We start from the raw sequence: 13606 nt of genomic DNA, 5'->3' as shown, positions 1-13606 counted from the left end.
ATATCACCCTCGCGTAAATATTGTTCCCCTCTCCATCGCATACCCTCTCAGGAAAGCACCGGTTTCCATCCTTTTCTTACCCGGGATCTGCAGTTCATACACTTTCAGAATCCCGTCCCCCGTCTGCACGGAGAAACTGTCTTTCCCGACAGCGACAACTGTCCCGGGAGCCGCTTCAGCAGTTTCACCCGGCTCCGCCCCGGCGCGCCAGATCTTCATAACCCGGTCGCCCCAGCGGGTGTAGGCGCTGGGCCAGGGACTTAAAGCGCGCACCAGACGCTCGATGCGCCGGGCGGAATCATTCCAGTCGATATCTCCCATTTTCTTGTCCAGCATCTTTGCATAAGCGGTCGGTGAATCCCCCTGTTTCTGCGGAGAAACCGTATGGTTTTCGAGAGCGGCCAGCGTCTCCACGCAGAGCGCCGCGCCTGCTGCCGAGAGTTTATCGTGAAGGCTCCCGCCTGTCTCATCCTCTGCAATGGGAACTTCTGTCTTCAGGAGCATGTCTCCCGTGTCCAGTCCCTCATCCATCTGCATGGTGGTAACCCCTGTCACAGCCTCGCCCTCGATGATGGACCACTGGATGGGCGCCGCGCCGCGGTATTTCGGAAGCAGGGACGCATGTACGTTAATACACCCGTAAGGCGTCAGCTCCAGAATCGTTTTGGGAAGGATCTGTCCGAACGCCACTACCACGATCACATCCGCATTGTATTTCTTCAGTTCTTCCACACACTCCGGTTCCCGGACTCTTTTCGGCTGAAAAACCGGAATTCCGTGTTTCTGCGCCGCTTCCTTCACCGGAGTGGGCTGCATCTCTTTGCCCCGTCCTTTCGGCTTGTCCGGCTGGGTCACAGCCAGACACACATCGTGTCCCGCCTCGCAGAGGGCTTCCAGTGTCCCCACGGAGAAGTCCGGCGTACCCATAAAAATAATCCGCATACTCTATTCCTCCGTTTCCTCTTCATCCTCATAAGTCACATCGTGAAGTCCGTCTTCCGTCTTATCCACATAGAGCTGTCCGGAAAGATGGTCGATCTCGTGGCAGAATGCACGGGCAAGCAGTCCCTCGCCCTCCAGCTCCACCGGGTTCATCTCCTTGTCAAGCGCGCGTACCTTCACGTGATCCGGGCGGGTCACATAGCCCCATTTTCCCGGGACACTCAGGCACCCTTCCTCTCCGGTCTGCTCCCCGGAAGTCTCGATAATCTCCGGATTGATCAGTACAATGGGACCTTCCCCGACATCGATGACCACGATTTTCTTGAGCACGCCCACCTGGGGAGCCGCAAGCCCTACCCCGTTCTTGTCATACATTGTCTCCAGCATATCCCCGATGAGGATCTTCGTGCGAAGGGTCATCTTTGTCACTTCCTTGCACTGTTTTGTCAGTATCTCGTCTCCGATTTCTCTTACCTGTCTGATTGCCATTTTCTTTTCCTCTTCCTCTCTTTATGAAATATTCATGGGATTAAAATCAAACTGGATTCTGATCCGGTTAAACCCTGAATTAATTTCAATATATTGTTCCATTCTGTCCTTTATCCTTACAAGTGTATCATATTCCGGCGCTTTTATATAGAGGACTCTCCTGTATACATCTTTAATCCGGTCGATTCCCGGACTTGCCGGACCGATTACCGCCGCCTGGGTCCTGCCCCGGACGCGCAGGGCATACTCCTTCAGATAGCGGCATCCTTTTTCAAGAAGCGCCTCATCTTCCCCTGCCGCCAGAACCGCCAGAAGATTCTCCACCGGGGGATATCCCATCAGTTCCCGGTAACGGATCTCCTCCTCATAAAACCGGGCATAATCCTGGTCTGCCGCCGCCTGGATCACCGGATGGTCCGGACTGTACGTCTGGATCACCACCTCGCCGGGGCGCTCCCCTCTTCCTGCTCTTCCCGCCGCCTGGGCGAGGAGCTGGAATGTCCGCTCCCCGGAGCGGTAATCATCGGTATAAAGGGACATATCCGCAGCCAGGACACCCACCAGGGTGACGCCCGGGAAATCATGCCCCTTTACAATCATCTGGGTTCCAACCAGGATATCCGCCTCCTCGTTTGCAAAAGCGGAGAGTATCTTCTCGTAGGAATCCTTCTGACGGGTGGTGTCCATATCCATGCGCAGTACCCGTGCCTGCGGGAAACGCATCTTCACAATATCCTCGATCTGCTGGGTTCCCGCCCGGAATTCCCCGATATGGCGTGAGCCGCACTCCGGACACTCCGTCACCCTGGGCTGTGTGTATCCGCAGTAGTGGCAGACCATCTTTCCGCCCCGGTGAACGGACAGGGACACATCGCAGTGGGGACATTTCACCACATGGCCGCACTCCCGGCAGGAGATAAATCCCGAATATCCCCGCCGGTTCAGGAACAGCATGATCTGTTCCTTTCTCTCCAGACGCTCCTCCATGAGTTCCTGCAGCCTGGCGCTTAAGATCGAACGGTTGCCGTTCATCAGCTCCTGCCGCATGTCAACGGTCTCCACATGAGCCAGGCTCTGCATCCGGGAGCGTTTCTTCATCTCAAAGAGCACATATTCCCCGTTCCTCGCCCGGTACATGGCTTCCAGGGACGGGGTGGCACTGCCGAGCACCACGCTGGCGTTCTCCATCTGCGCCCGCTTTACCGCCGTCTCCCGGGCATGGTAGCGGGGCGTCTGCTCGCTCTTATAGGTCGGTTCATGCTCCTCGTCGATGACGATCAGCCCCAGATCCGGGAACGGGGTGAACAGAGCGGACCGGGGACCGATCATCACGTCCACCTCCCCCGCCTTTGCCCGCATGAGCTGATCATACCGTTCTCCCGGGGAAAGCCGGGAATTCATAATGGAGACCCGGTCCCCGAAACACCGGCAGAACCGCATCACAGTCTGGTAGGTCAGGGCAATCTCCGGGATCAGGACAATGGCCTGTTTTCCCTGTTCCACCACAGTGCGGATCATCTCCATATATACTTCCGTTTTCCCGCTCCCGGTGACGCCGTGGAGCAGATAGGTCCTGCGGATCCCCTGTGTATAGTCTTGCCGGAAACTGTCGGTCACATGCTTCTGTTCCCCGGTAAATGTTATATCCCTGCTCTGTTTTTCCGTCTGCTTCACCGGATTGCGGTAGACCTGTTTCTCCTCCACAGCCAGAACATTCTGTTCCTCCAGGGCACGGATCACGGAGGCGGACACATTGAGCTTCTTCGTCACCAGTTCATACTCCAGGATGGGATCATCCAGGAGTGCTGCCATCAGCCTTGCCCTTGCCTTCTGGTTTTTCTCCAGATAATAGTCAAGCTGGCGCTTTCCCGTCTCTTTGTCAAGGAGAAGGCGCAGGCGCTTCTTCACCCGGGCATTCTCCTTCTGCCGGACAGGCAGGACAGTCTTTAATGCCTGGATCATGGTTCCGCCGTAATACTCTTTCATCCATGCCGCCAGGGCGATCAGCCTGCCTTCGATCTCCACGCTGTCCCTGGAGATATCCACGATCTCCTTGACTTTGGACAGATCGTAATCACAGGTCTCCCCGATCCCGGTGACGTACCCCTTGCGGGGATGATTGCCCTTTCCGAAGGGCACCAGCACCTCCATCCCGGGGCGGAGTTCCTGCTCCAGACGCTCCGGAATCCGGTACTGAAAGATTTTATCCAGTTTTTCATGCTGTATATCTATAATAATATCTGCAAACACATTTTCACCATTCTTCTTACAATTCCGCCAGGATCTCCCGGATCAGCACACGCTCATCCATGGGATACTTTTTTCCTTTGATTTCCTGGTAGTCCTCATGCCCTTTCCCCGCCAGAACGATCACATCGCCGGGCTGTCCGTGGGTGATGGCGTAGCGGATAGCTTCCTTCCGGTCGCATATCTCCACATATTTTCCCGCGGTTCTCCCGATCCCGGCGCGGATGTCCGCCATGATGGAAAGGGGCTCCTCGTAGCGCGGGTTATCTGATGTGATAATGGTCAGGTCGGCAAGCTTCCCCGCGACCTCCCCCATCTCAAATCTTCTGTCCCTGGAGCGGTTACCCCCGCAGCCGAAGAGACATACAATACGCTTCGGCTGATACTCTCTGAGCGTCAGCAGGAGACTCTTAAGGCTCATGGCATTATGCGCATAGTCGATCATCAGGGTAAAACGATCCGACACCTTCACCATCTCAATGCGCCCCTTTACCTGCACGATCTTCAGAGCTTCCCGTATCTTCTCCTCCGGCACCTGAAAATGACGGCACACCGCAATCGCCATAAGGGAATTGTAAATGCTGAACCTGCCGGGGATATCCACCTCTACGTCCATCTCCATCTTCCCGCTGACGTGGTAAGCCACTCCCAGATAGCCGGGGCTTGACAGGAACCGGGGCTGTTCCGCCCTCAGATCCGCCTTCTCCGAAAATCCCACCGTCTCTACCTTGCATGTGGCAGAGCGGAAAATATCTTTGAAATAAGGGTCATCCACGTTGCCGATGCCGATCCTGCACTGGGAAAAGAGCAGGCTCTTGCAGCGCTTGTAGTCCTCGAAATCCCTGTGTTCCCCGGGACCGATATGATCCTTTCCCAGGTTGGTGAAAATACCGATCTCAAAGGGGATCCCTGCCGTCCGGTGGAGCATCAGCCCCTGGGATGACACTTCCATCACCACGCTGTCGCACCCGGCGCTGACCATCTCCGCAAAGTACCGCTGAATCTCACTGGACTCGGGAGTCGTATTTTCCGCAGGGTAGTGCTTTTCACCCACAACCGCCTCCACAGTGCCGATCAGCCCGGTTCTGTGGCCGGTACTCATCAGAATAGACCGGATCATATACGCCGTAGTCGTCTTCCCTTTCGTCCCCGTAACGCCGATCACTTTCAGTTTCTCCGCCGGATAGCCATAGTAAGCGGCAGACATCAGCGCCAGGGCATATCTGGTGTCTTTCACCCGGATGACGGTCACATGCTCCGGCACAGCCACCGCCTTCTCCACCACCACTGCCGCCGCACCATTGCGCACTGCCTCAGGAATAAACCGGTGTCCGTCGGTCCTGTGTCCCCGGATACAGACAAACACCGCGCCGGTATTCACCTTATCCGAAACACTGACCGGTTCCGTCACTTCCGTGTCCCCGCTTCCCTGTATCACTCTGTACTCAAGACGTTCCATAAGCTGCTTTAATACCAAAGCCGTTCCTCCTTAAACGGAATCTTTTCTACCGCGACTTCTATAGAATACCATACTCCTGCTTTTCTTGCAAAGTCCCTCTGTGCAGCAGACCCGTATCAGAAGGGCCGCGCATCATGCCGTCAGGTAATCTTTTTCCCGATCCGTGTTCTGCCAAGCAGCCACACGCAGAGAAGCGATACCGCCGCGATCCCTGCCGTCAGAAGGGGCACGGCAATCCATGCCGGCAGATCCGTGGGCTCCATATATTTCTTGTAGTTGTCGAGAAACAGAATATGGATCAGATAGATGCCGAAAGAACATCCGCAGAACAGATCAATAACCTTCTTCGCCCCGGCGTTCGGAACATAATCCCCTTTTTTCAGCCGGACCATGAACAGGAAAAACAGGGCGCCCGCCAGAACAAGGAGCGGACTTCCGTACTGCAGCGCCGTCTCATAGTGATCCCCGCGCAGCACCGTCACGCCCCAGGTGATACCGAACGTTGCAGCCAGGCAGAAAATGCACCCGAAGAAAGCGGTTCCCTGCCCAATGCGGATATGCCTGCGGTATTTATATATGTAATATCCTATGAAAACATAATAAGAATATACCTGATCTCCGATCAGCGGAATATCATAATACGCTTCCCCGTGCTGCAGAGTCAGGATATAGTTGAAAATGACAGCCGCCGTGATCACCACAAGAAACGCCCGCTCCATCCTCAGATTCATACCGGCGCACATAATCTGAAAGAAGGGCATGACGAGATAGATGGGAATCATGGCATAGAGATACCAGAGATGCGCCTCCACCGGCGTATACAGGATCTCGCTGAGATCGTAGGGCGTACCCATATAGAATGTATTCCAGAGATAGTAGACCAGGCTCCACACTATGAGAACTGTCCCAAACCGCAGAAGCCTGCGGGCATGCTTTCCCAGCGGCTCTCTCCTGCCCAGGAGAAGGGCCCCGGTAATCATGAAAAAGCAGGGCACACTGAGCCTGGATGCCGTGTCTAGCGCCAGGGAAAAGAGGTATTCTCCCTGTGTAACCTCCCCGTAAGCCCTGCAGTAATAGTTAGTCACATGGATGACGATCACCATGACAAAGGAGATCATCCGAATCAGCTCGAGATTGTAATTTTTGCTTTTTTTCTTTTCCGGCCTGTTTTCCGGCCGGACGCTTTTCTGATGTTCTGTCATAGCTTTCTCTTCCCGCCCGTTTCCTCTGTTTTTTCTCTTTGGCTGTTCCGTTTCATCAGGCTTGCCCTGATCACCGCTCCGCTTCCGTAGCGGGTATTCAGCTCATCCAGGGCGGCTTTCAGCTTTTTATGCTTCTCGTCCGGTTCTTCCGGCGGCTTCAGATCAAAGATCGTAAGCTGTTCCGGCTCCGACTCATCGGAAAGCTTGGAAGTGCGGATTCCCAGAAGCCGCACGGGCTGCCCGTTCCACATCTCCCGGAACAGAGCACATGCCGTGCGCCATATAACCTCCGGATCGTAGGTGGGCCGCTCGAGCTGAGTCTGATGGGAAATGGTGCGGAAGTCGTAATACTTGATCTCCGTACTGACCATCCCTGCTTTCTGCCCCGCCTTCTTCAGGCGGCGTCCCACGCTCTCCGCCAGTTCCTTTAAGACGGCATCCGCCTCTTCTTCCGTGGAGGCATCCTCCGAAAGGGTGGTGGAGTTGCCGATCCCCTTCGCCTGTTCCGGCTCCGACTGGACGACTGCAGTTCCCCGTCCGTTAGCGAACTCCCAGAGCATCCGCCCGTGGCTTTTCAGGTGGAGCTCTATGAGCCTGGGGTCTGACCGTGCCAGATCCCCGATGGTGTTGATCTCCAACTTTTTCAGGACTTCTACACTGGAACGCCCTGCCATGTAGAGTTCGCTGACCGGCAGAGGCCACATCTTCTCCTGAATTTCTTCCGGGAAAAGAGTATGGATCCGGTCCGGCTTCTCGAAATCCGATGCCATCTTCGCCAAAAGCTTGTTGTTGGAAATGCCGATATTTACCGTGAATCCGAAGCGCTCACGGATTCCGTCCTTGATCTCCAGGGCGCCATCCACCGGCGAATGATATCTTCCTGCGATCGAGGTAAAGTCCATGTAGCACTCGTCCACACTGACCTGCTCGATCTCTTTCGTAAATGTCCGAAGATACTCCATGAGCATCCGGCTCTTCTCCCGGTACATCTTATGATCCGGGGGATACATGACAAGATTCGGACACTTACGAAAGGCATTCGCAACAGGTTCCCCCGTGCGGATGCCATACTTTTTCGCCGCAGGCGACTTGGCGAGCACCACACCGTGGCGGGATTTCTGGTCTCCGCCGATAATGGCAGGTATCTCGCGCAAATCTACCTGTGCGCCGTTTTTCAGTTGTTCTACCGCTGTCCAGCTGAGATAAGCGGAATTTACATCAATATGAAAGATGATGGGTGTCATTCGGGGATAGCCATCCTTTCGTTTTTACAGAGCCAGATCTTCCGGCTTTTCGCTCTCGATAATCTGGCCTTTCACCTCCGCAAGCAGGCTGCCGTCTTTCGCATCGATCAGAATCGTATCTTCCCTGCCCACGTTGCCTGCGAGAATCAGCCTTGCCGCCAGGGTCTCCACATTCTTCTGCAGATATCTCTTCAGCGGCCTTGCGCCGTACATCGGATCGTACCCGCCTTCCACAACGAAATCTTTCGCCGCTTCCGTCAGTTCGATCTTCAGTTCTTTCTCTTCCAGACGCTTATTGACGTCTGCCACCAACAAATCAATAATGGCACGGATATTCTCTTTCGTCAATGGTTTGAACATAATTATTTCATCCAGACGGTTCAGGAACTCCGGTCTGAAGTGGGCCTTCAGGTCGTTCATGGTCATCTCCTGGCACTGCTCGTCGATGGAGCCGTCGTCCCGGATCCCCTCCAGCAGGTAGTTGGCACCGATGTTGGAAGTCATAATCAGGATCGTGTTCTTGAAGTCCACAGTCCTTCCCTGGGAATCTGTAATCCGCCCGTCGTCAAGCACCTGAAGCAGGACGTTGAACACATCCGGGTGGGCTTTCTCCACTTCATCGAAAAGTACAACCGAGTACGGTTTCCTTCTCACCGCTTCCGTCAGCTGACCGCCCTCGTCGTACCCTACATATCCCGGCGGTGCTCCGATCAGTCTGGACACGGAGTATTTCTCCATGTACTCACTCATATCGATACGCACCATGTTGTTCTCATCGTCAAACAGGCTCTGGGCAAGCGCCTTGGCAAGCTCTGTCTTACCGACTCCGGTAGGTCCGAGGAACAGGAAGGAACCAATCGGCTTGCTTGGGTCTTTGATCCCGGCTTTGGACCGGATGATGGCCTCTGTCACAAGCTCTACAGCCTCATCCTGCCCCACCACACGTTTGTGCAGCTCATCCGCAAGATGAAGCGTCTTGTTCCTCTCGCTCTCGTTGAGCTTTGCTACCGGTATGCCGGTCCATCTGGACACAATACGGGCAATCTCGTCATCCGTCACAGCTTCATGGACAAGAGAAAGGTCTTTTTCTTTCACTTTCTCCTCCTCTTCCTCCAACTGTTTCTGGAGCTGAGGCAGCCTTCCGTACTGCAGTTCCGCAGCCTTGTTCAGGTCATATTCCCTCTGCGCCTTCTGAATGTCCTTGTTCACCTGCTCGATCTCTTCCCGGATCTTCTGGACACGCTCAACAGACGTCTTCTCATTCTCCCACTGAACTTTCTTGCCCGCGTACTCTTCCCGCAGGCCTGCCAGTTCTTCCTGGAGATGTTCCAGACGCTCTTTGCTTAAGCGGTCGTCCTCTTTTTTCAGGGCTTCCTCCTCGATCTCAAGCTGCATCACACGCCGCCTCAGTTCATCGAGTTCCGTTGGCATGGAATCCAGTTCCGTCTTGATCATAGCACAGGCTTCATCCACCAGGTCGATGGCCTTATCCGGCAGGAAACGGTCGGAAATGTAACGGTTGGACAGTGTAGCTGCCGCAACCAGGGCGCTGTCCGTAATCTTCACGCCATGGAATACTTCATACCGCTCCTTTAAGCCACGGAGAATGGAAATGGCATCCTCCACCGACGGCTCATCTACCATAACCGGCTGGAAACGGCGTTCCAGAGCCGCATCCTTCTCAATATACTGCCGGTACTCATCCAGTGTGGTCGCACCGATACAGTGCAGCTCTCCTCTGGCAAGCATGGGTTTTAACATATTTCCCGCATCCATCGCGCCGTCAGTCTTGCCCGCGCCCACGATGGTGTGCAGCTCATCGATAAACAGGATAATCCTGCCGTCGCTGTTCTTTACTTCCTCCAGGACCGCTTTCAGACGTTCCTCGAACTCGCCCCGGTACTTCGCACCGGCAACGAGGGCTCCCATATCCAGGGAGAAAATCGTCTTGTCCTTGAGTCCTTCCGGCACATCGCCGCTGACGATTCTCTGAGCCAGTCCCTCGACAACCGCCGTCTTGCCGACGCCGGGTTCACCGATCAGAACCGGGTTGTTCTTCGTCTTACGGGAAAGGATTCTCACAACATTCCGGATCTCCTCATCACGGCCGATAACCGGATCCAGCTTCTGGTCTCTTGCCCGCTCCACGAGATCCTGCCCGTATTTGTTCAGTGTGTCATAAGTTGCCTCCGGGTTGTCGCTGGTCACCCGCTGGTTGCCTCTCACCGTGGAGAGTGCCTGCAGGAATCCCTCCCGGCTGATGCCGAATTCCCGGAAAATCTGCTTCATCTCACGGCTCGCGTATTTCAGCAGGGCAAGAAAAAGATGTTCCACAGAAACATACTCGTCTCCCATCTGTTTTGCCTCATCCTCGGCATGGATCAGCACGTTGTTGAGATCCTGACCCACATACGCCTGGCCGCCCTGTACTTTCGGCCGCTTTCCGATTGCCTGCTCCACGCGGTCAATAAAAAGCTGTCCCTGTATGCTCATTTTTTCAAGAAGTTTTAAAATCAGGCTGTCATCCTGCGTCAGCAGGGCATAGAGCAGATGCTCCTGGGCAAGCTCCTGGTTGCCGTTGTCCGCTGCTATCTTCTCGCAGTTCTGGACTGCCTGCAGTGAATTCTGCGTAAATTTATTGATATTCATGGTCATCCCTCCTTATGGTGTCAGTCTGGCTGACATGGAACCACGACTTGTTTTCGTGTTCTAGTAGCAATATAGCAAAACTTGTTAGCACTGTCAAGAGGTGAGTGCTAATTCATTTATAAAAAATATATGAACATGCAGTTGCGGGAAGGGATGACTCAAAATCTCGCCGGATTATCTCCTGCAGGATTTAATCCAATGTCCTTGCAAATGGTACCAATTCAGCAATACGATTTCTTGCATAAGCTTTGATAAATGCAACCACAACGGGGTCTGCAAACTCTTTTGCCATCGGCGTTATTTCCTCCAAAGCCTGTCGAAAATCAGAAACTTCCAATTCATCAAATTCTTTTCTTCTCAAAATCTGGTTGAAAGCAACCATGATCTTTCCCATTTCATCAAAACTAATTCCATGTTCCAGACATAATAAACTGGCAGAAATAGGATTGCTATTAGAATGTCCCAACGCTTCTGCGATCTGTTCCAATGCCAACAAAACAAGTCTATCTTCCATAACATTCTCCTTTTACTTGTGTTCTAAACAAGAATATTCCAATGCCCTTTCTGGCTGGTGCCCACTCGTTCCAGTACTTGATTCTTTTTTAGCTTCGTAATATAGTGCTTCACTTTTCCCAAACTCCACCCAAGCTGCCCTGCCATTTCCATTTGTGTAATTGCCGGTTTATCAGCCACCAACTGCACTAACTGCTTTTCTTCATTTTTGAGGAAAATATTCTTCTGGTTCAATTTTCCTGCTGTCCGCTTCACAGCCTGGTTCGCTTGTTTCGCACCTTGGTTCGTCATTTTTGCATCTCAGTTCGTTTTTTGGCTACCTTGGTTCGTAGCTTGGTTCGTTTTTGTATCTCCTTGACTACGATACAGATTCACCCGAAATGCAATTCCCATTTCCACAAATTCCGGTTCCCGCAGGCCATAATCCTCCATCGCCTTCATCAGCTTGGGAATACCGCTGCCCCACGCTTCAATCAGATTCATATAGGAAAAAGCGTGAGCAAGGGCACGGTTCCGGATCTTTGAGTATCCTTCTTTCATTCGCTCAAGTGTTACGCCCGGCATCAATCCTCCCGGAGACGTAATCTCAAGCCGGTCATCGTAAACAGCCACCTGAATATGGGAATTCTGTAGAAAACTGCAGTTCATAACCGCATTAATAATCAGCTCTCTGATACTGTCCGGCGGCAGCTCATAAATATCCTGCCGGTACAGTCCTTCCAGTCTGGCTCCCAGATGGATGTTGCGAAGTACAAACTGGAAGGCATTTTCAATCTGTTCCCAAAGTGCACCTCCGTACTCCCGTTTATCCACGAATACAGCACGGGTTTTCCCCTTAAACATCCCACATTGAATATAAGAAAGAAAGGAGTCTTTTCCCAGGAGGAAAACAAAACCATTGGTAGGATGAGTCGCACCCTCCTCATCCTCCGCTAGCAGCCCCCAACTTAAAATCCCGCCCGTTTATCACATCTCCAAAGCCTGCCTCCCATTGCAGACCCTTTTCAGAGCCTCCGCATATTTCCTGTTTTTCCCATCAAACACAATGTAAAAAGTCACTTTTGCCTCCCTGTCCGTAATGGGGATGGTGATTCTGTCCCTGTACACATCCCTGTCATACGTCGCAACATCCGTCACAAAGCATGGCAGGGTGGACTCCCGAATCAGTTCCTGCATGGTAAACTGATCCGTCTGTACAAGGAACCGGGACGCCGGCATCTTTTGCCTGCACATATCGTCCCAGAACCCCAGTCTTATTCCAAGGAGAAAATTATACCCGTTCAGCTCTTTAAAAGAAACTTCCTTTTTCCCGGCCAGTTCGTGTGTCGGCGGAACGCATACCGCCAGATTTTCTTTCATAAACGGCATACTGGTGTACTCTTCAGAAATATGAGCTTCGGGGACATGTGCTCCTGAAACATGCACTCCCGTGATGAACTCTTCTGAAAGAACAGCCAGCTGACACTCCCCGGCTTTCAGGTCTTCCATAACCGCCTCATTATTTTTTATAGCGGAGGAAATCGTCATATCCGGAAACGCATCCGACAGTGCGGGGAGCAGACGCCACAGGGGCGCGGGAGCGCAGGAGCTGACCGTGATCGTATGCAGGCTCCGGTCAAAAGCCCGGACGTCCTCCACCGCCTCCCGGGCATCCTTTAAGAGCTGTTTTGCATGCACGACAGCCTTCCACCCTGTTTCATTCAGCGCAATGTGATTCTTCGTCCTCTCAAACAGAGGGGCGCCAAACTCATCTTCAAGATGCTGCATGGTCCTCGTAATCGTCGGCTGTGAGATATTCAGTTTTTCCGCAGCTTTTGACAGTGTTCCACAGTCTGCAAAAGCAGCAAGCTGCTCTAATTCCAGAAGATTCAGCATTCTTCTTCCACCTCCCGGTATTGATTCAATGATGTTTCAGTATTCATTTTCAGGAATCTGGTTTCCTGTATTCTTATTGTACTTTTTTTCTTTTCGGATGTAAACTGTTAAATGCAAACAGGAAGACGAAACGGAGGAATTTATCATGGAATATGTAACACTGAACAACGGAGTTAAGATGCCGAAATTGGGATACGGAGTATATCAGACTCCCCCGGAAGAGACAGAGCGCTGCGTACTGGACGCCATTGAAGTCGGCTACCGCAGCATTGATACTGCGCAGGCATACGGAAATGAGGAAGGCGTGGGAAATGCCATCGCCAAAAGCGGTCTTCCGAGAGAAGAGTTCTTTATCACCACAAAGGTGTGGATCTCCAACGCAGGCTATGAAAAAGCGAAAGCTTCTATTGAGGAATCTTTAAAGAAGCTGCAGACAGACTATATTGACCTGCTTCTGATCCATCAGCCGTTCGGCGATTATTACGGAACCTACCGCGCAATGGAAGAGGCTTACGACGAGGGTAAAGTCCGGGCAATCGGCGTATCCAACTTCTATCCGGACCGCTATCTGGATATCTTCCATTTCTCGCGCATCAAACCTGCAGTAAACCAGGTGGAAACCCACGTATTCCAGCAGCAGAAAGTTGCAAAAGAATATATGAAGAAGAACGGCACGCAGATTATGTCATGGGGTCCCTTCGCAGAAGGTAAAAACGATTACTTCAACAACCCGGTTCTGAAAAAAATCGGTGAGAAATACGGAAAATCTGTGGCACAGACCGCTCTTCGTTTCCTTCTTCAGAGCGACGTGGTGCTGATTCCGAAGTCCACTCACAGAAACCGTATGGAAGAGAACTTCAATATCTTTGACTTCACTCTTACAGATGAGGAGATGAAGGAGATCGAAGCACTCGACACCGGAAACAGCCTGTTCTTCTCCCACTATGATCCTGCGACGGTAGAGTGGTTTATGACACTGGTATAAA

At 52.7% G+C, this 13606-nt stretch carries 12 protein-coding genes; 1 reads left to right on the top strand and 11 read right to left on the bottom strand.

The window, feature by feature from the left end:
• Positions 1-3: 3 nt before the first annotated feature.
• The 11 genes from fmt to B5F07_RS01905 all read right to left on the bottom strand — a co-directional run bounded on the left by fmt (position 4) and on the right by B5F07_RS01905 (position 12620).
• Positions 4-942, bottom strand: coding sequence for a methionyl-tRNA formyltransferase (fmt, locus tag B5F07_RS01955; RefSeq protein WP_087159608.1), 939 nt, complete (start codon positions 940-942; stop codon positions 4-6).
• A gap of 3 nt (positions 943-945) precedes the next feature.
• Entirely contained in the window at positions 946-1431 is a 486-nt protein-coding gene (gene def / locus B5F07_RS01950) for a peptide deformylase (protein ID WP_087159607.1), read from the bottom strand.
• A gap of 21 nt (positions 1432-1452) precedes the next feature.
• A complete protein-coding gene (gene priA / locus B5F07_RS01945) occupies positions 1453-3681 on the bottom strand; it encodes a replication restart helicase PriA (protein WP_087159606.1) in 2229 nt (742 codons plus the stop codon).
• Between the two features lie 16 nt (positions 3682-3697).
• Entirely contained in the window at positions 3698-5155 is a 1458-nt protein-coding gene (locus tag B5F07_RS01940; RefSeq protein WP_087159605.1) for a UDP-N-acetylmuramoyl-L-alanyl-D-glutamate--2,6-diaminopimelate ligase, read from the bottom strand.
• Positions 5156-5277: 122 nt separating this feature from the next.
• On the bottom strand, positions 5278-6339 hold the full coding sequence (locus tag B5F07_RS01935; protein WP_087159604.1) for an acyltransferase: 1062 nt from the start codon (positions 6337-6339) through the stop codon (positions 5278-5280).
• Positions 6336-7583, bottom strand: a complete 1248-nt coding sequence (locus tag B5F07_RS01930) for a Y-family DNA polymerase (protein ID WP_087159603.1) — start codon at positions 7581-7583, stop codon at positions 6336-6338. Before B5F07_RS01930 ends, B5F07_RS01935 begins: the two co-directional genes overlap by 4 nt.
• 24 nt (positions 7584-7607) lie before the next feature.
• Entirely contained in the window at positions 7608-10232 is a 2625-nt protein-coding gene (clpB, locus tag B5F07_RS01925; protein ID WP_087159602.1) for an ATP-dependent chaperone ClpB, read from the bottom strand.
• A 190-nt stretch (positions 10233-10422) separates the two neighbouring features.
• Positions 10423-10746, bottom strand: coding sequence for a hypothetical protein (locus tag B5F07_RS01920; RefSeq protein ID WP_087159601.1), 324 nt, complete (start codon positions 10744-10746; stop codon positions 10423-10425).
• A 23-nt stretch (positions 10747-10769) separates the two neighbouring features.
• Positions 10770-11036, bottom strand: coding sequence for a winged helix-turn-helix transcriptional regulator (locus B5F07_RS01915; RefSeq protein ID WP_087159600.1), 267 nt, complete (start codon positions 11034-11036; stop codon positions 10770-10772).
• Positions 11037-11045: 9 nt separating this feature from the next.
• Positions 11046-11588: an ATP-binding protein gene (locus tag B5F07_RS01910; protein ID WP_242972391.1), complete on the bottom strand. Its 543-nt coding sequence runs from the start codon at positions 11586-11588 to the stop codon at positions 11046-11048.
• Positions 11589-11711: 123 nt separating this feature from the next.
• Positions 11712-12620, bottom strand: a complete 909-nt coding sequence (locus B5F07_RS01905; protein ID WP_087159598.1) for a LysR family transcriptional regulator — start codon at positions 12618-12620, stop codon at positions 11712-11714.
• Between the two features lie 145 nt (positions 12621-12765).
• On the opposite strand from B5F07_RS01905, the gene B5F07_RS01900 reads away from it, so the two are divergent.
• The gene (locus tag B5F07_RS01900) at positions 12766-13605 is read left to right on the top strand and encodes an aldo/keto reductase (RefSeq protein ID WP_087159597.1); all 840 of its coding nucleotides are present in this window, start codon (positions 12766-12768) and stop codon (positions 13603-13605) included.
• The last annotated feature ends 1 nt before the right edge of the window (position 13606 follow it).

It is taken from the genome of Lachnoclostridium sp. An169 (assembly GCF_002160525.1).
GTDB lineage: Bacteria > Bacillota > Clostridia > Lachnospirales > Lachnospiraceae > Mediterraneibacter > Mediterraneibacter cottocaccae.
This window is presented reverse-complemented; position numbering and strand designations above follow the sequence as displayed.

Coding starts and splice junctions, on each gene's coding strand:
- fmt (WP_087159608.1), bottom strand. CDS start 942: ATGCGGATTATTTTTATGGGTACGCCGGACTTCTCCGTGGGGACACTG.
- def (WP_087159607.1), bottom strand. CDS start 1,431: ATGGCAATCAGACAGGTAAGAGAAATCGGAGACGAGATACTGACAAAA.
- B5F07_RS01935 (WP_087159604.1), bottom strand. CDS start 6,339: ATGACAGAACATCAGAAAAGCGTCCGGCCGGAAAACAGGCCGGAAAAG.
- B5F07_RS01930 (WP_087159603.1), bottom strand. CDS start 7,583: ATGACACCCATCATCTTTCATATTGATGTAAATTCCGCTTATCTCAGC.
- clpB (WP_087159602.1), bottom strand. CDS start 10,232: ATGAATATCAATAAATTTACGCAGAATTCACTGCAGGCAGTCCAGAAC.
- B5F07_RS01920 (WP_087159601.1), bottom strand. CDS start 10,746: ATGGAAGATAGACTTGTTTTGTTGGCATTGGAACAGATCGCAGAAGCG.
- B5F07_RS01915 (WP_087159600.1), bottom strand. CDS start 11,036: ATGACGAACCAAGGTGCGAAACAAGCGAACCAGGCTGTGAAGCGGACA.
- B5F07_RS01910 (WP_242972391.1), bottom strand. CDS start 11,588: ATGTTTAAGGGGAAAACCCGTGCTGTATTCGTGGATAAACGGGAGTAC.
- B5F07_RS01905 (WP_087159598.1), bottom strand. CDS start 12,620: ATGCTGAATCTTCTGGAATTAGAGCAGCTTGCTGCTTTTGCAGACTGT.
- B5F07_RS01900 (WP_087159597.1), top strand. CDS start 12,766: ATGGAATATGTAACACTGAACAACGGAGTTAAGATGCCGAAATTGGGA.